Origin of the sequence: Streptomyces sp. NPDC048565, assembly GCF_040650935.1 — a bacterium.
GTDB lineage: Bacteria > Actinomycetota > Actinomycetes > Streptomycetales > Streptomycetaceae > Streptomyces.
The window spans coordinates 14,542-36,061 of sequence record NZ_JBEZIH010000035.1; the positions used below are offsets into that span (position 1 = coordinate 14,542).

Genomic DNA, 21,520 nt, shown 5'->3' on the forward strand with positions numbered 1-21,520 from the left:
TTCCCGACGCACGCCGCACGGGCCACCGCGCGGGCCGGCGCCCGGACAACGCGGGTTCACGTGCCGCCCGATCGTAGGGCCGCCGCCTCACGCGGTGCGGGCAGCACCGCGTCGAGGGGCCCGCGCCGCGTGCACCGGCCGTCCTCGAACAGCACGGCCTCATCCGTCAGCGCCCGCACGGCCGGCAGGTCATGGCTGATGAACAGCAGGGCGGACCGGGCGGGGGCGAGGAGACGGGGCAGCGCGTCCAGAACGCGCTGCCGGGAGACGGTGTCCAGCGCCGACGTCACCTCGTCGCACACCAGCAGCGCCGGCCGCGCTGTCAGCGCCCGCACCAGCGCACAGCGCTGGAGCTGACCGCCGGAGAGCCTGCCGGGGATCCGGTGCAGCAGCTCCTCGTCGAGTCCCAGCGCGCCGGCGACCGTGATCGCCTCCGCCGCTGCCTCGCTCTCCCCCAGCCCCCGCAGCAGCCGTGCCGTGTCGGCGACCTGTCCGAGGACCGGGCGGTGCTCCTCGAAGGAGTCGGCACTGCTCTGATGCACGTACTGGACGACGCGGCGCAGCGCTGCCGTACGCCGGTCGAGCCGTCGGGGCAGCGGCCGGCCGTCGAACCGCACCTCGCCCCTGGAGGGCGTGGTCAGCCCGGCCAGTGCCCGCGCGAAGGTCGTCTTGCCCGAGCCCGACGGTCCGAGCAGCGCGGTTGTGCTGCCGGGCGGGAAGTCCATCGACACAGGCCCGGCGAGCGGGTCACCCGAGCGGCGGCGTACGACGATGCCCGAGGCGGCGACCCCGCGACTGCCCTCCGGCGTCGGGACCGGGGTGTCCGGACCGCCGGTGTCCGGCTCTGCGGTGTCGGAGCCCGCCGCTTCGCGCCCGCCGTCGCCGTGTTCCGCGGCGAGCAGATCCCTGGTGGCCCGGTGGCGGCCCTCCGGAGTCGTGCCGGTCACGGGGACGCCGGTGCCGAGGACGTCCGCCGTCGGGCCGTCGTCCACGGCACGGCCGTCGTCCAGCACGATGACCCGGTCGGCCGTCTCCCGCACCAGCCGCAGGTCATGGCTGAGCAGAAGTACGCCCGCCCCGTCGTCCGCCAGCGCCCGCACCGTACGGCCCAGGGCGTGCGCGAGCGCCGGGTCGAGGCCGCTCGTCGGCTCGTCCAGCACCAGCAGCCCGGCCCCCGTCACCAGGGCGGAGGCGAGAGCAAGACGCTGCTGCTGGCCTCCGGAGAGCTGGTGCGGGAAACGGCGGCGTACGGTCCCCCAGTCCAGGCCCGCCAGGGCCAGCGCCCGGCGCGCGGCGGGCTTTCGCGCGGCCCGCTCCGGATGCCCGATGGCGGCCAGCTCCGTGAGCGCTCCGCCGGCCCTGCGGACCGGATCCAGCACCGTCTCCGGGTGCTGGGGCAGATGCGCGGCCCGGCCGGCCCGTGCCGCCGGACGCCTGGCGGGCTCCAGGAGCAGCAGGTCCGTACCCCCGAGCAAGGCGCGTCCGGTCAGCCGCACCCCGTCGCGCGAGGTACCGAGCACCGCCAGGCCGAGCGTGGTCTTCCCGCTGCCCGACGGTCCGACGACCGCGGTGACGCCGCCCGCCACGACGGTCAGCGCGACCCGGTCCAGCAGGGGGCGCCGCGTCCCGTCGGCGTGGGCGGAGACTTCCGGGATGTCCAGCAGCGGCGTGCGGGCGGAGCCGGTCATCGGCCTCTCCTCCTTCGCGCGAGGGCCCGGTCCACCAGCAGGTTGCCGCCGACGCACAGCGCCGTCAGCAGACCGGCGGGCACCAGTACCGCGGCGGGCTGGGTGAACAGGGCGTCGCTGTTGCGCTCGATGAGCACCGCCCAGTCCGGGGACGAGGCGGGCAGCCCGAGGCCGAGGAAATTGGCGGACGCCAGCAGATAGAGCACCACGGCGAACCGGCCGCCCGCGTCGGTGGCGAGCGGGGCCGCCAACTCCCGTGCCAGGTGCCGCAGATGGATGTACGCCCAGCCGTGCCCCTGCATCCACAGCGCCTCGACGACCGTCCGGGAGGCGGGTGCGAGCGCGGCCCCGCGCACCAGACGGGCGACAGCCGGGATCTGGAGGACCCCGGCGACCGCCACCAGCCAGTACCGGTCCCGATGCCCCGTCGCGGCCAGCGTCATGAGCACCAGCAGACCGGGAAACGCGAGCAGCAGATCGAGCCCGCGCATCACCGTCTCGTCGAATCCACGCCGCCGGCCCGCGGCCAGCAGCCCCAGCGGCACCCCCACGCACATACCGACCAGCAGCGCGCCCAGGGCGCTGCCCAGCACCGAGACGCCTCCGTGCAGCACCAGCCACAGCACGTCGCGGCCCAGGACGTCCGTGCCGAGCGGATGTCCCGCGCCGGGCGGCTGCGAGGGCAGGGTGCCGTCGGTGGACGGCGCGTCCCCGGCCACCCACGGTCCCAGCAGAGCCGCGAGCACCGGCACACCGAGCAGCGCCGTCGCGATCCACGGGCGGCGCGGCAGCCGTGTACGCGGGGGCCGGACCTTCTCCCGTACGGTCATGCCGTCACCTCCCGGCGCGGTGCCAGCCGGTGGGCGACCAGGTCGCCGACGAGGTTCACCGCGACGGCGGTGCCCGCGAACAGCAGGGCGTACGTCTGCACCTGGGGCAGGTCCCTGTTCTGCACCGCCTCCACGAAGCCGCTGCCCAGCCCGCGGAATCCGAACACCGCCTCCACCAGTACGGCGCCGCCCAGCAGCCCCTCCACGCAGCGGGCGAACTGCTGGGCGGCTGGACCGAGGGCGCCCGGCAGGACATGGCGCAGCACGACCGTCCGTTCCCGCATTCCCAGCAGCCGCAGGTGCTCGGCGACGGGGCTGTGCCGTCCGGCCGCCACACCGGCGCGTACCTGCCGTGCCAGATCGCACAGGTGCCTGGCCGTCAGCACGGTGACGGGCAGCACCAGTACGGCCGGCTGCGCCAGCAGGGCGGTGGTGTCCATGCCGATGGCGGTGGCCGGCAGCAGTCCGGCCGCCAGCGACACCGAGGCGACCAGCAGCAGCCCGAGGACGAACTCCGGCACCGCGTGCAGCACCACGGCGGCCGTGTTCAGCACCCGGTCGACGCGGCTGCCCTCCCGCAGCCCGGACACCGTACCCAGCAGTGGTGCCAGCACCGTGACCAGCACAAGGGCGGGCACACCGAGCAGCAGTGTCACGCCGGTGCGGTGGCCGATGTCGTCGCCCACCGGCAGCCCGGTCGTCAGTGAATTGCCGAAGTGACCGGTGAGCAGATGGCCGAGCCAGTGCCCGAAGCGGGTCCAGGCCGGCTCGTCGAGACCGAGCTGTGTGCGCAGCGCCGCCACCTGTTCGGGCGTGCCGAGTTCACCGCGCAACACATCGGCCGTGTCGCCGGGCAGCAGTGAACCGACGGCGAACACGGCGACCAGCACCACGAGGCACTGCAGGACCGCCAGCAGGGAGCGACGAACGAGATAGGCCCGCACGTCAGCCGACGCGGACCCGGTCGAACCGGGCCCAGTCGTGCGAGTTGGGAGGCGCGGCACGCAGGCCGGTGACCGATGGCCCGATGGCGTCGTTGGCGTCGGAGAACGCCCACACCAGCAGCCCGGACCCGTCCCGCGCGATCTTCTGGGCGCGTGTGAGCAGCGCCAGCCGGTCCTGCTCCCCGCGGGTGGTGCGGGCGCGGTCGAGCAGGGCGTCGAACTCCTTCGAGGCGTACTGCGTCTGGTTGCGGGCCGCGCCGCCCCGGACCCGCTGCTGAAGGAAGTCGGAGACCGGCAGCGTGGAGGTGGTGTTGAAGGCGGCGACGCCCTTCGTCCTGATCTCGCTGAAGTACGTACTGGAGGCACGGGTGTTGGCGCCCAGCTCAAGACCGACCTCGTGCAGCTGCCGCGCCATCAGGTCGGCGGCCGGCTCCCACGCGGCATCCACGGAGCTGGTCTCCACGGTGATGCGCAGTCCTTCGGCGCCCGCCTCCTTCACCAGCTTCCGCGCCTCGGTGACGTCCCGCTCGCGGGGCCGCAGATCCTCCGGGTAGCCGCGCAGGCCCATCCCGAAGAGGTCGTTGCCCACCTCGCCGTGCCCGGCGAGCGCGACCCGCACCAGCGCCTCGCGGTCGATCCCGAGCTGTACGGCCCGTATCAGCCGCGGGTCGTCGAACGGCTTACGGCCGGTACGCAGCAGCAGTTGCTGCGCCGTGGCCCGCCGGGCGGTCAGCAGGCGCGTCGAGCCGTTCTTCTTCAGCCGCTCCACGGAGGCACCGGCCATGTCGGCGGCGTAGTGGACCTGGCCCGACAGCAGTGCGTTGAGCCGCGCCGACTCCTCGTTCGCGGGGACGATCTCCAGCTCGGCGATGTGCGGGGCGCCGTCCCAGTGGCCGTCCCAGCTCCGGTAGCGGGCGGTGCCGCCGGGCGTGAACGACACACAAGTGAAGGGGCCGGAGCCTATGGGCTCGCGGAAGTCCTTCGTCCCGTCGGGGACGATCTCGGTGCCGGGGCCTGCGAACACGGTGGGGAACTCGAAGTTCGGCGCCTTCAGCACGAGGACGACGGACCGCTCGCCGTCGGCCTTGCTCGCGTCGAAGTCGATCGCCGAGAGCAGCACCTGCGAGGGCGATCCGGTGGCGGGGTCGGCGGCGCGGCGGTAGCTGTAAAGGACGTCCTTCGCGGTGACCGGTTTCCCGTCGTGGAACTCCGCCTTGCGCAGCCGTACACGCCACCGGGTGCCGGAGGCGTCGCTCTGCCAGGACTCGGCGAGCCGTTCGCGGACGGACATGTCGTCCGCGTAGGTGCCGAGGGTGTCGTACAGGGCCTTGGCGCGGGCCTGGTCGACGAAGTTCGGGGCGACATGGGGGTCGAGGGTCTCCTGCGACCCGCCCGAAGTGAAGGCCGCGCGGAACCGGTCGCCGCCTCCACCGTCCTTGGAGTCCCCGCCACAACCTGTGAGCAGTCCTGAGGCGGCCAGTGCCAGGCCGCCCCCGGCAGCCAGCACGCTCCGCCTGCCGGGTGCCGGGCGATTGCCTGATGGTGGCCGGTGTCCCGACTCCGTCCGGGCATGCAGCGTCACAGCCGATCCTTTCCGGGGTGTCCTCGCCCCTGCAGTTGGACCGGCGACAGGTCAGTCTCCTGGCTCCCGGATCATCGCTCCCCTCCGCCTTCCCGTCCGCTGCCGCGGACAGTGACATACAGGAGGACCGCTCCCCGGTCACAGTGGCGGGACCGCGCCGGATTCTCACCGGCTTCCTGATCCCTGTCGCCTCGTGCACTCATTGTGAACCACGAGATGGCGAGGACTTGCCCCAGGCCCATTCACACCGCCGTGGTGGCTGTCGAGGCCGACCGAGGGCGACGCTGCGGATCATGATTGCATTACGCGCCTTATATGCCTTTTGCGGCGCCGAAGGTTTTGCCGTTCAACGCGCGTCCACCGCGACGTTGAAAACTTACGCGAAGAATATCCGTTATGTGAATTCGACTTGACCGGATCGCGACCTGATCAATCTTGACGTGCTCACGGGCAGTTGAAATCGTCAGCAGCAGCGCCGCCGAATCGGGCAGCCGCCCTGAACTGCCCTGTTTCGTCACGGGGTTGCCGCCCCATGCCCGGTGCGTGTCACTCCCCCACCACAGACTCCCACACCGAACGGTTTCGCTCCAGTTAATTTCTGACCCCGAGAGCCCGCGCGTCCTGTCCGAGCAATCGCGACCCGGTGCCCGGTCAATGCGGCCAAGCGATCCAGTCACTCACCGGACCTACGGGCCGACACGTCCCATAGCAAGAAAGGCCGACTCACAGTGCTGCGTTACATCGCCCGCAAAGCAGTCGGCTGGTTTTTGATGATCGCCATCGCGACCAATCTCACGTACTTCCTCGCTAACGCCTTCCTCAAACCTGCGTCGAACTACACCGCGCTGCGACCGCCTCGAACTCCAGCCCAGGTCAACCACTCGCTGGCGCTTTACAACCTCAATCCGGACAAACCGATCATGGATCGGTGGTGGCACTGGATCACTCGGATCGTGACTCACTTCGACTGGGGCAGTTCGCCGACCGGAGGCAGCGTCAACGACCAGGTCGGCTATCGGATTTTCGTCAGCGGGCAACTGGTCCTTGCCTCGACCGTCCTGGCCATCGTCATCGGAGTCGGGCTGGGCGTCTACACCGCGTCGCGCCAGTACAAGGCCGCCGACCGGGTGTGGCAGGGAATCTCCGTGCTCTCCTTCAACACGCCCTCCGCGGTGGCCTCCCTCGGGGTGGTGCTCGCCGCCATCGCGCTGAACCAGGCCGTGGGCAGCACTCTGCTGCCGGTGGCGGGAGCGCAGAGCCCCGACGTCGTCGGGTTCTGGCCGGTCTTCGGATCCAGAGTGATGCACGCCATCCTGCCCACGATCTCGCTCACGTTCATCTCCTACGCCGGATACCACCTGTTGCAGCGATCGCTGCTGCTGGATCACATCAACTCCGACTACGTCCGTACGGCACGATCGAAGGGGCTGACGCGGAAGCAGGCCATCTACCGGCACGGGCTACGGACGTCGATCATTCCCGTCGCCACTCAGGTCGCGTTCGCGATGCCGGCGCTGTTCACCGGCGCGGTGATCACGGAAACGGTCTTCGCCTGGCACGGCATGGGTGAGTACTTCACCAAAACCATCAGCACGAACGACGTGCACGGTGTCGTCGCCGTCGCAGCCTTCGGTGCCCTCATGACGGCCATCGGCGCGATCCTGGCCGACCTCGTCGTCGTGGCCCTCGACCCCAGGATCAGGGTGAGCTGACATGGCAATCAACATGCCCGGCATCGGGCCCGCCGCCGAAGAGGCGCACCCCGAGGAGGCTGCAGCAGGAGAACCGGGGAAGACCGGCCCCAGTGGCAAGCGCCTCTCCCCGTCCAGGCTCTACATACGGCGCTTCGCTCGCAACAAGGCGGCGCTGGGCGGTCTGATCCTCTTTGCCCTCCTCGTGTTCTTCTCGCTGTTCGGCCGGTATCTGACCCACTGGGACCACACGGAGGCGGACTTCACCGCACTCACCGTCTCCCCCGGGGTCGGCGGCCATCTGCTGGGTACCAACGGCGCGGGCAACGACGTCTACGCCCAGCTCGTGCACGGCCTCGGCAGATCACTGATCATCGCCGTGACGGTGTCGCTGCTGACCACCGCCATAGCCGGACTGTTCGGTACCACTGCCGCCTACTTCGGCGGCAAAATCGAGCGGGCGATGCTCGGTCTCGTGCACTTCCTGCTCATCCTGCCCTCGTTCCTCATCATCGCCCTGGTCGGTACGCACTACCGCGGTGAGTGGCAGGTTCTGGTGGTCGTCCTCACGCTGTTCGGCTGGATGCTCACAGCCAGGGTGATCTGGTCCCTGGCCACCTCCCTGCGGGAGCGCGAGTACGTGACGGCGGCCCGCTTCATGGGCGTCAGCCCGATACGCACCATCGTCCGCCACCTGGTACCCAACATCGGGTCCTTGCTGATCGTGACGTTCACCCTCGGTGTCGCCGCGACCGTGCAGGCCGAGACGGCGCTCTCCTTCATCGGTTTCGGCGTCAAGCAGCCCGACGTATCGCTCGGTTCCATGCTCGCCGACGGGCAGAACACGCTGTCCACCGCCCCCTGGCTGTTCTACCTGCCCGCAGCCATGGTGGTGCTGCTCACCGTGGCGATGGCGCTCATCGGTGACGGTCTGCGCGACGCCCTGGATCCCACATCGCAGTCTGGAGGCCGCGCATGATCGAGCAGCGCGCTGTCACGACCGAGCCCGGCGCCCAGCAGGCCCTGCTGTCCGTGCGCGACCTGAAAGTGGCCTTCCCGTCGGAAGCGGGCCGAGTGGACGCCGTGCGCGGTGTCTCCTTCGACCTGCACCGCGGCAGGACCCTGGGCATCGTGGGCGAGTCGGGGTCGGGCAAGTCCGTCACGTCCATGGCCGTCATGGGGCTGCTCCCCGACTACGCCTCGGTCACCGGAGAAATCACGCTCGGCGGGAAGAACCTCCTCGACCTCGACGACCGTCGGATGTCGAAGGTCCGCGGCCGGCACATCGGCATGATCTTCCAGGACCCGCTCTCGTCGCTCACTCCGATCTTCAGCATCGGAGCCCAGATCGTCGAGTCTCTCCAGACCCACCAGGACATCTCAACCTCGGTCGCTTGGAAACGAGCCGTAGAACTGCTGGACCTGGTCGGCATCCCCAACCCCGATCGCCGCGCCAAGGGATTCCCGCACGAGTTCTCGGGCGGCATGCGGCAGCGGGCCGTCATCGCCATGGCCATCGCGAACGACCCCGACCTGATCATCGCCGACGAGCCGACGACCGCTCTCGACGTCACCGTGCAGGCGCAGATCCTCGATGTCCTCAAGACGGCCCAGCGTGAGACCGGGGCCGCGGTCATCCTGATCACCCACGACCTCGGGGTGGTGGCCGGATCCGCCGACGACGTCATGGTGATGTACGCCGGCCGCCCGGTCGAGCGTGCCAGGGTGGACGAGCTCTTCTCGCGGCCCCGCATGCCGTACACCATCGGCCTGATGGGTGCGATCCCCCGCCTGGACGACCGTGCCAGGCAGGCGCTCACCCCGGTCCCGGGTACTCCACCGCTCCTGGTGGACCTTCCCGACGCCTGCCCCTTCGCGGACCGTTGCCCCGTCGTACAGGACGCCTGCCGGGAGGCCGAACCACCCCTCTTGGCGATCGCCGAGGCCGGCACCGCCGATGAGCACTCGACCGCGTGCCGGCGTGCCACGGAAGTCGACGACGGCGCCATCGGCGGCGAGCCGGTCTACCCCGTCCCGGCCGACAGGGAGCACGGGGGTACGCAGGTCCCCCGAGAGGACCGGCCGAAGGTCCTGGAACTGATCGATGTCACCAAGACCTTCCCGCTCACCAAGGGCGGCCTGCTCAAGCGCAAGGTGGGCACGGTCTTCGCCGTCAACGGCATCGACCTGGACATCCGCGAGGGCGAGACGCTCGGGCTCGTCGGCGAGTCGGGGTGCGGAAAGACCACCACCCTGCTGGAGATCATGGAGCTGAAGCCGCCCGAGCGGGGCAGCATCGCCGTCTGCGGCCGGGACACGGCGGACCTGAAGCGGAAGCAGGACATCAGCTCCGTCCGGCGCAACATCCAGATGGTGTTCCAGGACCCCATGGGGGCGCTGGACCCCCGCATGACGGTCTACGACATCCTCGCCGAACCCCTCCGCGCGGTCGGTGAGCGCGACAAGAAGACCCTCAGCACCCAGGTGACGGAGCTCATGGAGCTGGTGGGACTCGACTCCGAGCACCGCGACCGCTTCCCCGCAGCCTTCTCGGGCGGGCAGCGGCAGCGCATCGGTATCGCCCGGGCGCTCGCCACGAAGCCGCAGCTGCTGGTTCTCGACGAGCCGGTCTCGGCTCTCGACGTCTCGGTGCAGGCCGGTGTCATCAACCTGCTCAACGACCTCAAGGCCAAGCTGGGCCTGTCCTACCTCTTCGTCGCCCACGACCTGTCGGTGGTGCGCCACATCTCCGACCGGGTGGCGGTGATGTACCTCGGCCGGATCGTCGAGACCGGCACCATCGACTCCGTCTTCGACGATCCCAGGCACCCCTACACCCAGTCGCTCCTCTCCGCGATCCCGCTGCCCGATCCGGTCGCGGAACGCACTCGGGAACGGGTCCTTCTCAAGGGCGACCTTCCCAGTCCGACCGACGATCAGCCGGGTTGCCGGTTCGTGACCAGGTGCCCGCTCCACTTGACGCTGACCGACCCGCAGAAGGAACAGTGCCGCGGGGTCACTCCGCAACTCACGGGGAGGGGGGACCGGGACCACCGCGACGCGTGCCATTTCGCGGGCACGACCACGTTTGTCGACAACTGAGCTGGAAGGCCGTCATGAGAAGAATCCACCTGAGCGGGTTGGCGATCGCCGCCACCGCGTCCCTCGTACTTTCCGGGTGCAGCGGTAGTGACACCGACGACGACTCCGGGCAGGAGAAGTCCAAGGGCGCCACCTCGGCGAACGAGGTGCTGACCTCGTACAATCCCCAGGCTGCGAGCAACCTGAAGCAGGGGGGCAAGATGACGCTTCCCATCGTGGAGATTCCCGATCAGCTGAACCCCCTCAACGGCAACGGGTCGCTGTACACGACGAAGATCACCTGGTTCTACCAGCCCCAGCTGTCCTTCAACGACCCCAAGGGCAACGTCACCTTCAACAAGGACTACCTCACCGACGTCAAGCAGACGACGGTGGACGGCAACACCCAGGTCACCTACGACATCAATCCGAAGGCCAAGTGGAACGACGGCCAGGACATCGACTGGACGGCGTTCCGGGACACCTGGAGCGCGGTCAACGGGAAGGACAAGGAGTACGTCGTCAGCTCCAGCGATGGCTACTCCAGCATTACCTCGGTCAAGAAGGGCAAGGACGCCAAGCAGGCGATCGTCACCTACGACGGCTCGTTCGTGTACTGGAAGTCGCTCTTCTACTCGGTCATCAGCCCACACATCGCCAAGGCCGACGCCTTCAACAAGGCCTATGTGAGCAACCCGCACGCGGAGTGGGGTGCCGGGCCGTACACCATCTCCAAGTTCGACGCCAAGGGCGGCACCGTCTCCTACAAGCCCAATCCCAAGTGGTGGGGTGCCAAGCCGCATCTGGACGAGTTCACCTATGTACAGATGGAGGAGAGCGCCTCGATCAACGCCTTCAAGAACGGCCAGATCGACGCGACGGAGGTGAAGGAGGCCGAGCAGCTCAACCAGGTCAAGTCGGTGAAGGGGACCGATCTTCGCCGCGGCACGACCACCTCCAACAACCTCCTGGTCTTCAACAGCACCTCACCGCAGTTGAAGGACCCGGCGGTGCGCAAGGCGCTGATGGAGGGAATCGACCGTTCTCTGCTCGCGAAGATCAAGTTCCAGGGGCTCGGCTACACCGAGCCCCTGCCTGGATCTCTTGCTCTCTTCCCCTTCCAGAAGGGGTACCAGGACAACTTCGGCAAGCTCGTGAAGTTCAGTGCCGACACGGCGAACAAGGATCTGGACGCCGCGGGCTGGAAGGCCGGTTCGGACGGTGTGCGCGCCAAGGGCGGACAGAAGCTGGAACTGACCTTTCCCACCATCGGTGACAGGTCCACCATCAAAGCCAGTGCCACGGCCCTCGCCCAGATGATGAAGAACATCGGCGTCAAGCTGGACATCAAGGCGCACCCCTCCGCCGACTTCAACAAGGTGTTCACCGAGCGCGCCTTCGACATATTCGGGATGGGCTTCATTTCGAGCGACCCGAACGGAATGCTCTACATCTGCCAGAATTTCTGCTCCGACTCCACGCTCAACGTCTCCCGCTCGGTGCCCGAGAGCATGGACAAGGAGACCAAGGCCGTCACCAACCTGCCGACCCTGGACGAGCAACTGGACGCCGGCAACAAGGCGGAGGTGAAGGCCATGAAGACCTACGGCATCATGCCGACCCACAACGGCCCCACCATCTGGGCCGTCAAGAAGGGCCTCGCCAACTACGGGGCAGCCCAGTTCTACGGCAACTACGGCGTCACGGGGCCGCCCGAGCTGATCGGCTGGCAGAAGAAGTAGGCCGCACGGCCGGGGGCTCCGTCGCATCTTGAATGCGGGGCGGGGTCCCCGGCCTGGTCCGATGCACGGGCCCCACATGCTGAGACGATGCCCCTGAAAACGATCGAAGGCCTTGTCTCACCGAAACAGTCTGTGAGACCTGCGTGAGACGACGAAGCCCCGGCTCGGTGGAAGTCACCGGTCGGGGCTTCGTCGTGCTTCAGCTCTGTCGTGACTCCAGCACGGCCAGCCGCTCGGGGTGCTCCGAGGTCCGGTACCTCTGAGCGGGCCGGCGTCAGACGGCGCCGGCGGAACCAGGGGGGCGGCTCCCGTCGCGCCAATCGCGAGGCGTGACTCCGTATGCCTGCTTGAACACCTTGCTGAAGTGGCTCGCGTTCACGAAGCCCCACCTCCGGCCTACCGCCGCGATGGCCCGCGACGGCCTGCTGGGGTCGGCCAGCTCGCGCCTGCATTCGGCCAGGCGGCGTGCACGGATCCAGTCTCCGAGGCTGATTCCCGACCTCGACAGCACCGCGTAGAGGTGGCGTACGGAGATGTTCTGTGCGGCGGCGATCCGTGCCGGCGACAGGTCCGGGTCGGCCAGATGTTCTCGGACGTACTGAGTGATGCGCAGGCTGAGCGTGGCCTCCAACGGTTCTTTGACCAGGCTGGAGTTGTTGTACTGGGACGTCAGGACGGCACGGAGCAGCTCCACGCTCGGTTCGAAGACGGCGCCGGTGCGGGCACCCTGGTGCAACGCGTCGCTGGCGGCCAGCTGGGAGAAGTAGGTGAAGGCGAGACGAGACAAGGGGTCGCCGGATCCCAGGCCGAGCGTGGAGGTCTCTCGTAGGAGCCGGTCGGGGAGCGCGAGCGCCGCGCGGGGGAACCGCAGGAAGTGGTGGTCGACTCCCTTGTCGAAGAGCAGCGTGTAGGGCTTGATCGATTCGTAGACGGCGAATTCTCCCGGCCTCAGCACACACTCACGGCCGTTCTGTGCCACCAGACTTGTGCCGCTCACCTGGAGGCCGAGGAAGACGGCTGGCTCCTCGTCCTTCCGGGCCAGTCGCTCAGTCCGACGGATCGTGACCGCCGTCGCTCGCGCCGAGCAGATCGTGAGGGGCCCAACGGCGCCGAGTCCTATACGAACGGACAAGTCCTCGGCGGGAGGACCATGGTCGATGTCGACCGCCACCACGGATTCCCACACCGCGTGCCGGACCGCTTCCTCCCGGTCCTGCGGCGCGATGAGCGTGGTGTCCAGGACCGGGCTCATGAGGCAGACCTCCGTCTGTGCCGGTTGTGGAACCGCCCCCGCAGTACCTCGGCCCGTACCGTCACAACTCGCCTCTCGCCGTCAGCGGTTCCCGACAGCAGTGTGGCCGGATCCGCTCCTGCTCCGCAACGGGGCCTTGCCGGGCACGCGTGGACTCTCCCAGGTACCGCCGGAGCGGTGCACCACCGGCACAGTGCCCAGCACGAATGACACAGTCCGAGATCCGCCATTTCCCTATGCTCCGTGAGTGGGCCCGGAGTGCCGGAGGCGACGGGCCGTGGTGGACACATGTGTGATTTCGCTTCTTGGAAGGAAGTAGCAGGCATGCGCAAGACAGGTGGGAGCAAGGCGTTTCTCGCGACGGGGACCATGCTGGCGGGTCTGTTGGCAGGGGTCGTCACCGCTGCCCCGGCCCACGCGGCGGACGGCGTGTGCACGGGGTCCTACACGTCCAAGAACGGGTCGTCCGGTCTGCACTACGTATTCCCCTACAACGTCGCGAACAATTCGCTGTACTGCTATCTGCAGTACGGGCACACCGGCGCCGGGGTCAGAGCCCTGCAGAAGAACCTGAACAACTGCTACGGCCGGAACCTCGCAGTTGACGGCGTCTACGGAAAGGACACCAGGAGCGCTGTTCGATACGTCCAGGGCAGGATCGGCGCAAAGATCGACGGCATCTACGGCCGCGAGACTTCGGCCATGAAGTGGGCCCGCTACAGCAACGAGACCGGCGCGAAGTACGACTGCCGCTGAGGACCCCGCGGTCCTCGGCGTCACACCGCTCAGCGTTCCTGTCGGAAGCTCTCCGCCTGCGTCTCGATGCCGGGGAACGTCCTGGCGCCGGTCAGAACCGGTAGCCCGGACCGGTCGTTCTTCAGCGTGTACGCGTAGAACGCCCGCAGGTAGGTGACCGCGAGGCTCTGCTGCTGCTCCGCGCTCGGCCGGCCGGCCGTGTCCGGGCACTCCGTGTCGTCGCCGTCGGTCGGTCCCGGGCCGGTGGTCCACTCCGTGTTGTAGTAGTTGTGGTTGCCCTTGGTCACCCGGAGCCGGAAGCCTTCCGCCCCCGCGTGGCCGCGGGCGTCCTCGTAGTACGTCTCCCCGCCCAGCGACCAGCACCCGGCGGATATCACCGCGAGCGGCGCCTTCGTCACGAGGGTGTCGTAGAAGCTGCTCGGTCCCGGCGAGGCGACCGAGACCACGCCGCGGATCCGTACGCCCTGCGGCAGTTCGTCGCGGTTGGCGTCGGCGGCCTGGTACATGACTCCCTCGCCGCCCACGGAGTGCCCCATCGTGCCGACGCGGCTCATGTCGAGACGGCCCCTCAGGTCGACCGCCGCCGGACGGCCGGTCCGCACGTCGGTGAAGTGGCCGGCGAGCGGGCCGCCGCCGGTCGTGGTGAACTCCTTCAGGAGCTCCAGGTGCCGGTCCACCAGGCGTGCGCGCTGCGGTGCGACGCCCATGAAGTGGTTGACGCCGTTCGCGCTCGGCGACACCACCACGAAGCCGTCCCGGGCCAACGCGTCCGCCAGGTAGTCGTAGCCCCGGTGGCTCGGGTAGGGATCGACGCCGGCCGGACACGGCCAGCTGTCCCAGTCCCCCTCGTTGGCGGAGTGGCAAGCGAGCTGCTGCCCGTGCAGCAGCACGATCACCGGCAGACTGCCGGTGATCGTACGCGGATAGTGGACGACGGCCCGGACCTCAGCTGCCCCCTCCCACTCCGGCGCGTCGGTGAACGCGGTGTCGCCGAGGTCGTATTCGACGACACCGACCGTCTCGGCGGCTTCGGCCTGCGGGACAGGTGCGACCGTCAGCAGAGCGGCTGCGGCGGCGAGGGCGAGCCCGGCGACGCCGAGCCGGACACGTATGAGGCGGATCATGACTGAGTCCTTTACTGAACGAATCACGGTCGGTCGGACAACTCCGTCCCCCGCGCCACGGTTCCGTCGCCCGCCACCCGGTGGCGGTCAACGCCCGTGTGGCAACCGGCGGTTGGGTCGGCTGCCGGTCATCCTGCCACTTGACGTTCTCGGTCGGCTCCGTGGTCCGCCGGGCGCTACCCGCCACTCGTGGCCGCCTCCCACGACGAGTACCGCGGCTGGGGAGACGTGGTCATCTTCGACGCGTGCACCGCCGCATGGATCGGGGAGATTTCAGGCTGCCGCGTCGGAGACATCGACACCACCCAGTGGATCTGGACCGTGCGGCGTCAGACCACACCCGCGCCCGGCGGGATGACCGACCAGGGCACCAAGGGCAAGTGGGCCCGCAAGGTTCCTATCGTCGAGGAGATCCGCCCCCTCGTCGCCCAGCGCATCCGTGGTCACCAAGCTCGGGCTACGAGCATCTGCGCCGCCACGACCTCCGACACACGGGACTGACCTGGTTCGCCGACCCGCCGGGGTCCAAGTGCACGTCCTCCGCAGAATCGCCGGCCACGGTTCACTGACCACCACGCTCACTGCCGAGCCCCATCGTCATGACCCGCTGACCCGGTCAAGGACGCCCAACCTCCAGCTGGCCCCCAACCGGTCCCCAGAAATGATCAAGGGCCGGTTTCGGATTGCTCCGAAACCGGCCCTGACCTGCGACTGTCTCCAGTCGGGACGACAGGATTTGAACCTGCGACCCCTTGACCCCCAGTCAAGTGCGCTACCAAGCTGCGCCACGTCCCGATGCGTTTCCTCCCGGTCTCCCGGGCGGCCGCGCAGGACAAACATTACCTCACTCCGAGGACCGGATCGACGCGCCTACCTGCTGGGCGCGGGTCGCCAGCCCTTCGGCACCGCAGGCGGTGGCGAGCCTCTCGGCCCTGGCGACCTCCCGGCGGGAGCGGATCGCGGTGCCGTACTCCAGGCGGGCACCGGCGTGCTCGTAGGCGGACGAGGATGCCTCGAGATGGCGTACGGACTCGGCCAGCAGGTGGGTGGACTCCTCATCGGGTACGAACAGGGCGACGCAGCGCAGGGCCTCACCGATCGCCGTGTCCGTGCCGAAGCGTTCCGCGTGTACGCGCGCCCTGGTGGCCAGTTGGGCGGCCCTGACCGGGTCGGTGCCCGCGAGCGCGCGGGCGAGGTCCCCTGCCCAGGGCGCCCAGACACCGTTGAACCGGCCCCGTGGCCCCAGGGACGCTCCCGCCGACTCCAGCTCGGCCACGGCCTCCTGCGCGCGCCCCTCCGCCAGCAGCAGCCGTCCGCGTACGCACGGGGCGTCCGGCAGGACCATCGCGCTGGGGTAGGGCGGGCCGAAGCCGTAGCGGTCGGCGACCAGTCTGGCCTCCGCGGTACGGCCGCGGGCGAGCAGGGTGTCGACGAGGAGACAGGTGGCGTCCCAGTGGACGGGCAGTCCACTGCCGGCCCGGTCGGCGAGGCGCAGTCCTTCGCGCAGGAAGCCCTCGGCCTCGGCGAGACGGCCGCGCCGTCGGTGCACGAGGCCCAGAAGGGTGTGCGCGAAGGCGAGGTGCGCGCCGCTCCAGCCGGAGATCTCGAAGGCGCGCACGGCCTCGCCGAAGAGGGTTTCGGCCCGGTCGAGCTGGTCGGTGAAGGCGTAGGTGATGCCCGCCATCGCGGGGAGTTCGAAGCCCCACTCGGAGTCGGTCCAGCCGAGCCCGCGCGCGGGACGCCCGTCGACGAGCGCGCGCTCGCACAGGTCCACCACCAGTTGGGCGTTCTCGCCTCGGAGCATCGCGTCGAAGGCCCGCAGGGTGAGCAGGGCGCGCTCCGCGTTGTCCCGGCCCTTGAGGTGGTCCGCGTTGCGGGCGAGACGGGCCGACCGTGCGGGCCCGTCGTCCTCGGTGGCCTGCATGCCCTCCCACAGGAAGTGCGCGGCCTGGAGGCGCATCAGGCCCGGGCCGGGGGCGGTTCGCGACGCCTCGGCCGCCAGCGAGAGCGCCGCGTCCTTGAGCTGGTTGTTGTGGGACAGGGCGGAGGCCAGCCGGAAGGTGGCGTCGATCCGGAGCGTCGGGTCGAGACCGGGCGTGTCGAGCGCGGCCCGCAGGTGCTGCACGGTGGTGGCAGGCGAGGAGAGCAGTGTGGCGCAGCCCAGTTCGTACTGGAGCGCCGCTCGGTCGTGGGGGCGCGGCGGCTCGTCCAGGGCGCGTTCGAGACAGCGTCTCGCCGCTTCGGGGGCGCCGACCGCGAGGTGCTGCCTGGCCGCTTCGCGCAGCTGTGCGACGAGCTCCTGGTCGTCGTCCGGGTGCACTTCGAGCAGATGGCGCGAGGCCGCCGCCGACCCGAGTCCTGCCTGGGTGATCGCCCAGGCCGCGCGTCCGTGCATGGCGGTTCGGGTCGCCGGCGGGATGGAGCGGTAGACGGCGGTGGCGATGAGCGGGTGGACGAATTCCAGCGGGTCGAAGCCGCTGACGATACGGGCGTCGCGCAGCCGCGCCGTGCAGTCGGCGGCCTCCGCCGAGCTCATTCCGGCGAGTGTCGCGGCGAGTTCCTGGGAGATCTCGGTGCCGAGCACGGCCGCCGCCCAGGCGAAGCGGTTGGCGTTGGTGCCCAGGCGTTCGAGGCGGGCGACGAGTCCGCTGCCCCGGGCCGAGGCTCCGAGTTCCCGCAGCAGGCCGGCGGATTCCTCGACCGGTGCGAGCTCGCGGTCCTGCGCCTTGGCGACGAGTTCGACCGCTTCGTACGGGTTGCCTCCGGTGACGGCCCAGACCTCACGGCAGAAGGGGTCGTCCGCGTGGTCGCCCAGGCCGGCGCGGACGAGGTCGGCCGTGGCATCCGGGGTGAGCGCGCGTAACGCCACGCGGGTCAGCGCCGGATGTCCGGGGGTGCTGCGCTCCGGGGCACGGGCGATGGCCCAGTCGGCGTCGCGGTCGGCGAGCTCCTGGGGGCGGTGCGCCTGCACGACCAGGACGGGCAGTTCGGAAAGGCGCGCGGTGAAACCGGCGAGCCAGGCGAGGGATTCGCCGTCCGCCCAGTGCGCGTCGTCCACTATGAGCAGCAGCGGACGGTGGCTGAGGCGGGACGCGAGCCGGGACACGACGTGGTCGAGGCCGTCCCTGACACCCTGCGGGTCGGGCTGCGGGCCGCTGGGATCCGCGAGGCCCAGAGCGGGCGCGGCGATGTCGAACCAGTCGCCGAACAGGGCGCGGGTCTCGTCGGCGGGGAGCCGGACCAGCGCGGGCTGGAGCAGTTGGCGCACGACGTGGAAAGGCACCGAGGTGACCGTCTCGCCGCCCCGGGCGGACCAGACGGTGCAGCGGTCGGCGGCCATGGCCTGTATCTCGCCGAGCAACGCGGTCTTGCCGATACCGGCCTCGCCGCTGAAGACCAGCAGACCTCCGGCGGCCTGTGCGCCGCAGAGGGCGTCCAGCGCCTGTGTGGCTGCGGCGAGTTCCGGTTCGCGCTCGTACAACGGCCGGGACGGCTTCATGCCTCCCCTTCCCAGGGTGGTTGCGAGAGCACAGAGCCTAACGGTGCGCGGGTGCGGCAGGACAGGGTTACTGCGGTTCTTCGCAGGTGCGAGGCACAATCGGGGGGTGGACGAATCTCGCAGGGACCGCGACGAGGAAGGACGGGCGCGCAACGCGCGCCCCCGGGACGGGCTGGGACGCCCCCTGCCGTACGGCGCTCCCGGGGTGGAACGGCAACCCGAGGGCGTGGTCCGCTCCCCCGGCGAGACGGTGCGCGAGGCCCAGCGGCTGCTGGACGCCGGGATGCCGTTCCACGCCCACGAGGTGTTCGAGGACGCCTGGAAGTCGGGTCCCGACGAGGAGAGCGAGCTGTGGCGGGGCCTCGCGCAGATGGCGGTCGGGCTGACCCATGCGGCTCGGGGCAACACGGCGGGCGGGGCGCGGCTGTTGAGGCGGGGCGCCGCGGCCGTGGACGGGTTCGGGGCGTCGGATCCGCACGGGATCGGTGTGGACGGGCTGATCAGCTGGGCGCGGGAGCTGGCGGACCGGGTCGACGCCCCCGGGCCGAAGGACGCGGAGGCGGGCACCGGGTCGGGCGGAGCTGCCGGGCGCACGCGGACCGTGGACGCGGCCGCGGAGGCACCGCGGCTGCGTCGGGGGTTCGCCGGACCCGGGGATCCGGGGCAGGCCGGTGGATGAACGCCCCGGATCCCCGGGTCCGGCGAACATGACGGTGCACAGCCATTACGATCCCGCCTCATGAGCACTTCTGACCAGGACCAGGACCAGAGCCAGGACGAAGACCACCGGCACGAGCAGGACCAGGAGCCGGGTGGGAACCCTGCGGCGACGCCGGAGACCACGGCGTCGGCGACCGCCACGCCGGAGGCCCCCGCCCCGGGGGGAAGACTCACGCCGCGTCAGGCGCGCCGGCTGCGGATCGTTCTCTCCTCGATCGGCATGGCGGTGATGGCCCTCGTCCTGGCGCTGCGGATAGCCAGCCGTTCGTCGGTTCTGGTCGTCGGGGTCTACGGGCTCGCGCTCATCCTGTGCGGTGTGGTGATCGAGCTCAGCAGGAACGGGCGTACCAGGCTCGGCAGCTGGCTGCTGGGCGTGGGACTGATCGCGGCGGTCGGCGCGGACTGGCTCCTCATTCCGTGACCGGGCCGGGCCTGCCGGGCCGGTCACGCGCGGGTGGTCTTCAGTGCAGCAGCAGTTGGAGGCCGCCCAGCACGGTGGCCGCGATCACGATCCGGTCGAAGAGCTTCTGATTGATGCGGCCGACGCAGGCGCGGCCGAGATAGGCACCCGGGACTACGAAGAGCACCAGGGCCGCGTCCAGCATCAGCGACCGCGCGTCGATGAGGCCGAGTCCCACGCTGAAGGGCACCTTGGACGTGTTGACGATCAGGAAGAACCAGGCCGACGTCCCCAGGAAGCCGAGCTTCCGGAATCCCGCGGAGAGCAGGTAGAGCGACATGACGGGGCCGCCCGCGTTGGCCACCATCGTCGTGAAGCCGCCGAGCACCCCGTAGGACCGGGCCTTGAGACGCCCGCCGGGCGGGGACGGCTCCTCCTGCGCGCCCTCCCCTTCCGGGGCAGGCTCAGGGCCCGGGGCCGGCTGGGGCCGGGCGCGCCTGCGCCAGAGGGTGACGCCCGCCATGAAGAGCAGGATCGCCCCGATCGAGCGGGCCACGGCCTCGTCGTCGGCCCACAGCATGAAGACGGCCCCCGCCACCACGCCCACGGCGACGGCGGGGAAGAGCCGCAGCAGCGTGGGCCAGTGCGCGTGCCGCCGGTAGACCAGCACGGCGATGGTGTCGCCCGCGATCAGGATCGGAAGCAGCACTCCGGTCGATTCGCGGGCCGGCAGTACGGCCGCGAAGACCGCGAGGCTGATCGTGTTGGCACCGCTGACGGCGGTCTTGGAGAAGCCGACGAGCAGGGATGCCGCCGCGAGCGCGGCCAGTTGCCACAGTGTGATGGTGTCCATTCCGGATCAGATGGTAGACACATGCTCACTTCGGCGGATCATCGTTCCATCCTCCGACCGCGCGGACATCCACCCTCGCTATGCTGCGATCACTCAGGCAAACGTTCAAACGAACATCGCACAGCGGTAGGCAAGGGGGCAGCATGCGGGAGCCGGTGGAGCTGAGGCGCAAGCGCATTCTCGCGGTGGTGCACGCGCGGGGCGCCGTGAAGGTGAGCTCGCTCGCCGCCGAGCTGGACGTCTCGGCGGTCACGCTGCGGCGGGACGTGGAGGAGCTGGCCAGGGCGGGGATGCTGCGGCGCGGGCACGGGGTGGTCCGGCCGGTGGCGGACGACGTGCCGACCATGACGGTGCCGGCTGCCCGGACCGGGCAGCCGGCGGGCGACGGGGCCGCGATCGCCCTGGTCGTCCCGGAGCGGCACTCGTACCTCTACGAGACCCTGCACGGCGCCAGGACAGCGCTCGAGGAGGCCGGCGCGCGGATCACCCTGCACATCGCCCCGCAGGCGGCCGGGGCCGAACGGCCGCAGGTGGCGCGGGCGCTGGCGGCCGGTGCACGCGGCCTGCTGATCGCCCCCCGGTGGCGAAGCGCCGCCGGCGAGGAGGCGGATTACGACTGGCTCTCCGAGGTGGGGGTGCCGACAGTCCTGATGGAGCGGCGGCCCCGGCCCGGCAGCGCTCTGCACGCCCTGGACTCGGTCTGCTCCGACCACTGGTACGGGATCCATCTGGCCGTGGACCACCTCATCACCCTCGGCCACCGCCGGCTCGTCCTGGCCGCCAGGAACGACAGCCCGACAGCCCGCTCCATACGGTCGGCGTTCGCGGAGATCGCCGCTTCCCGGCCGGAGGTGGAGGACTGGACCGTGGTGCTCAGCTCCCCCAACGCGGGCCCTGGGGAGCCCGGCACACGGGAGCCTGTCCCGGATCTCACCGCGCTGCTGCGGGAGCGCGGTGCGACCGGCGCCGTCCTGCACGGCGACGAGGACGCGCTGATGCTGGTCCAGCGGCTGGCGGAGAGCGGGGTCCGGGTGCCGCGGGACTGCTCCGTGGTGGCGTACGACGACGTCGTGGCAGCACTGGGCAGCACCGCCCTCACCGCGATCGCCCCGCCGAGGGCCGAGATCGGACGGGCGGCGGCCGAGTTGCTCCTGCACCGGCTGGCGCACCCGGCCGGCACCACTGGGCCGGTGCGCCGGGTGGAGCTGCTCCCCCGCCTCGAAGTGCGCGGATCGACGCGGAGGGTGACCCACCCCGATAACTGATCGTTTGAACACTTCAAGCTTCCTTTGATCGATCTATTGACCACTATCGATCAGGCGATCAGTATTCCCCGTGTCTCGAATCAGGAGCCGCGG

17 protein-coding genes, 1 tRNA gene, 1 pseudogene and 1 riboswitch are annotated in these 21,520 nt (G+C 70.0%); of the genes and pseudogenes, 9 read left to right on the plus strand and 10 right to left on the minus strand.

What is annotated here, in order from left to right; genetic code table 11:
- Positions 1 to 56: 56 nt before the first annotated feature.
- From AB0C75_RS32065 to AB0C75_RS32085, 5 genes are all read right to left on the minus strand, one after another.
- Positions 57 to 1,688, minus strand: a complete 1,632-nt coding sequence (locus AB0C75_RS32065) for an ATP-binding cassette domain-containing protein (protein WP_362895413.1) — start codon at positions 1,686 to 1,688, stop codon at positions 57 to 59.
- Positions 1,685 to 2,518, minus strand: a complete 834-nt coding sequence (locus AB0C75_RS32070) for an ABC transporter permease (protein ID WP_362895415.1) — start codon at positions 2,516 to 2,518, stop codon at positions 1,685 to 1,687. Before AB0C75_RS32070 ends, AB0C75_RS32065 begins: the two co-directional genes overlap by 4 nt.
- The gene (locus AB0C75_RS32075; protein WP_362895416.1) at positions 2,515 to 3,462 is read right to left on the minus strand and encodes an ABC transporter permease; all 948 of its coding nucleotides are present in this window, start codon (positions 3,460 to 3,462) and stop codon (positions 2,515 to 2,517) included. The genes AB0C75_RS32070 and AB0C75_RS32075 overlap by 4 nt, the downstream gene beginning before the upstream one ends.
- A 1-nt stretch (position 3,463) precedes the next feature.
- Positions 3,464 to 4,969: an ABC transporter substrate-binding protein gene (locus AB0C75_RS32080; protein ID WP_362895418.1), complete on the minus strand. Its 1,506-nt coding sequence runs from the start codon at positions 4,967 to 4,969 to the stop codon at positions 3,464 to 3,466.
- A gap of 106 nt (positions 4,970 to 5,075) precedes the next feature.
- A riboswitch (cobalamin riboswitch) is annotated at positions 5,076 to 5,262 on the minus strand.
- Positions 5,263 to 5,355: 93 nt separating this feature from the next.
- The gene (locus AB0C75_RS32085; protein WP_362895420.1) at positions 5,356 to 5,562 is read right to left on the minus strand and encodes a hypothetical protein; all 207 of its coding nucleotides are present in this window, start codon (positions 5,560 to 5,562) and stop codon (positions 5,356 to 5,358) included.
- Positions 5,563 to 5,772: 210 nt separating this feature from the next.
- Between AB0C75_RS32085 and AB0C75_RS32090 the strand changes: the two genes are divergently transcribed.
- Genes AB0C75_RS32090 through AB0C75_RS32105 form a run of 4 tightly spaced genes read left to right on the plus strand, consistent with a single transcriptional unit; the run spans position 5,773 to position 11,558 of the window.
- Positions 5,773 to 6,756: an ABC transporter permease gene (locus AB0C75_RS32090; protein WP_362895422.1), complete on the plus strand. Its 984-nt coding sequence runs from the start codon at positions 5,773 to 5,775 to the stop codon at positions 6,754 to 6,756.
- Between the two features lies 1 nt (position 6,757).
- Entirely contained in the window at positions 6,758 to 7,714 is a 957-nt protein-coding gene (locus AB0C75_RS32095) for an ABC transporter permease (RefSeq protein WP_362895424.1), read from the plus strand.
- Positions 7,711 to 9,837: an ABC transporter ATP-binding protein gene (locus AB0C75_RS32100; protein ID WP_362895426.1), complete on the plus strand. Its 2,127-nt coding sequence runs from the start codon at positions 7,711 to 7,713 to the stop codon at positions 9,835 to 9,837. The genes AB0C75_RS32095 and AB0C75_RS32100 overlap by 4 nt, the downstream gene beginning before the upstream one ends.
- A 14-nt stretch (positions 9,838 to 9,851) precedes the next feature.
- Positions 9,852 to 11,558 (plus strand): ABC transporter family substrate-binding protein, encoded by a 1,707-nt coding sequence (locus AB0C75_RS32105; RefSeq protein WP_362895428.1) that lies wholly within the window; start codon positions 9,852 to 9,854, stop codon positions 11,556 to 11,558.
- Between the two features lie 274 nt (positions 11,559 to 11,832).
- Here AB0C75_RS32105 and AB0C75_RS32110 read toward each other — a convergent pair whose 3' ends face one another.
- Positions 11,833 to 12,810, minus strand: coding sequence for a helix-turn-helix domain-containing protein (locus AB0C75_RS32110; RefSeq protein WP_362895430.1), 978 nt, complete (start codon positions 12,808 to 12,810; stop codon positions 11,833 to 11,835).
- Between the two features lie 324 nt (positions 12,811 to 13,134).
- Here AB0C75_RS32110 and AB0C75_RS32115 point away from each other — a divergent pair, with 324 nt between their 5' ends.
- Entirely contained in the window at positions 13,135 to 13,566 is a 432-nt protein-coding gene (locus AB0C75_RS32115) for a peptidoglycan-binding domain-containing protein (RefSeq protein WP_362895432.1), read from the plus strand.
- Between the two features lie 29 nt (positions 13,567 to 13,595).
- On the opposite strand, the gene AB0C75_RS32120 is transcribed toward AB0C75_RS32115, so the two are convergent.
- On the minus strand, positions 13,596 to 14,690 hold the full coding sequence (locus tag AB0C75_RS32120) for a hypothetical protein (RefSeq protein ID WP_362895434.1): 1,095 nt from the start codon (positions 14,688 to 14,690) through the stop codon (positions 13,596 to 13,598).
- Positions 14,691 to 14,876: 186 nt separating this feature from the next.
- Between AB0C75_RS32120 and AB0C75_RS32125 the strand changes: the two are divergent.
- A pseudogene (locus tag AB0C75_RS32125) lies at positions 14,877 to 15,267 on the plus strand (site-specific integrase); the annotation flags it as partial.
- A 144-nt stretch (positions 15,268 to 15,411) separates the two neighbouring features.
- On the opposite strand, the gene AB0C75_RS32130 reads toward AB0C75_RS32125, so the two are convergent.
- Together AB0C75_RS32130 and AB0C75_RS32135 are read right to left on the minus strand one after the other, a co-directional pair.
- Positions 15,412 to 15,485: transfer RNA gene (locus AB0C75_RS32130), tRNA-Pro, on the minus strand.
- Positions 15,486 to 15,534: 49 nt separating this feature from the next.
- Positions 15,535 to 18,189: an AAA family ATPase gene (locus tag AB0C75_RS32135; RefSeq protein ID WP_362895436.1), complete on the minus strand. Its 2,655-nt coding sequence runs from the start codon at positions 18,187 to 18,189 to the stop codon at positions 15,535 to 15,537.
- A 106-nt stretch (positions 18,190 to 18,295) separates the two neighbouring features.
- On the opposite strand from AB0C75_RS32135, the gene AB0C75_RS32140 reads away from it, so the two are divergent.
- Together AB0C75_RS32140 and AB0C75_RS32145 are read left to right on the plus strand one after the other, a co-directional pair.
- Entirely contained in the window at positions 18,296 to 18,868 is a 573-nt protein-coding gene (locus AB0C75_RS32140; protein ID WP_362895437.1) for a DUF309 domain-containing protein, read from the plus strand.
- Between the two features lie 60 nt (positions 18,869 to 18,928).
- Complete coding sequence (locus AB0C75_RS32145) at positions 18,929 to 19,330, plus strand: hypothetical protein (protein ID WP_362895439.1); 402 nt, start codon at positions 18,929 to 18,931, stop codon at positions 19,328 to 19,330.
- A 40-nt stretch (positions 19,331 to 19,370) separates the two neighbouring features.
- Here the strand turns inward: AB0C75_RS32145 and AB0C75_RS32150 are convergent, their stop codons facing one another.
- A complete protein-coding gene (locus AB0C75_RS32150) occupies positions 19,371 to 20,162 on the minus strand; it encodes a sulfite exporter TauE/SafE family protein (protein ID WP_362895441.1) in 792 nt (263 codons plus the stop codon).
- Between the two features lie 143 nt (positions 20,163 to 20,305).
- Between AB0C75_RS32150 and AB0C75_RS32155 the strand changes: the two genes are divergently transcribed.
- Positions 20,306 to 21,427 carry a substrate-binding domain-containing protein gene (locus tag AB0C75_RS32155; protein WP_362895443.1) on the plus strand — a complete coding sequence of 374 codons (1,122 nt, stop codon included), beginning with the start codon at positions 20,306 to 20,308 and terminating at the stop codon, positions 21,425 to 21,427.
- Positions 21,428 to 21,520 lie beyond the last annotated feature (93 nt).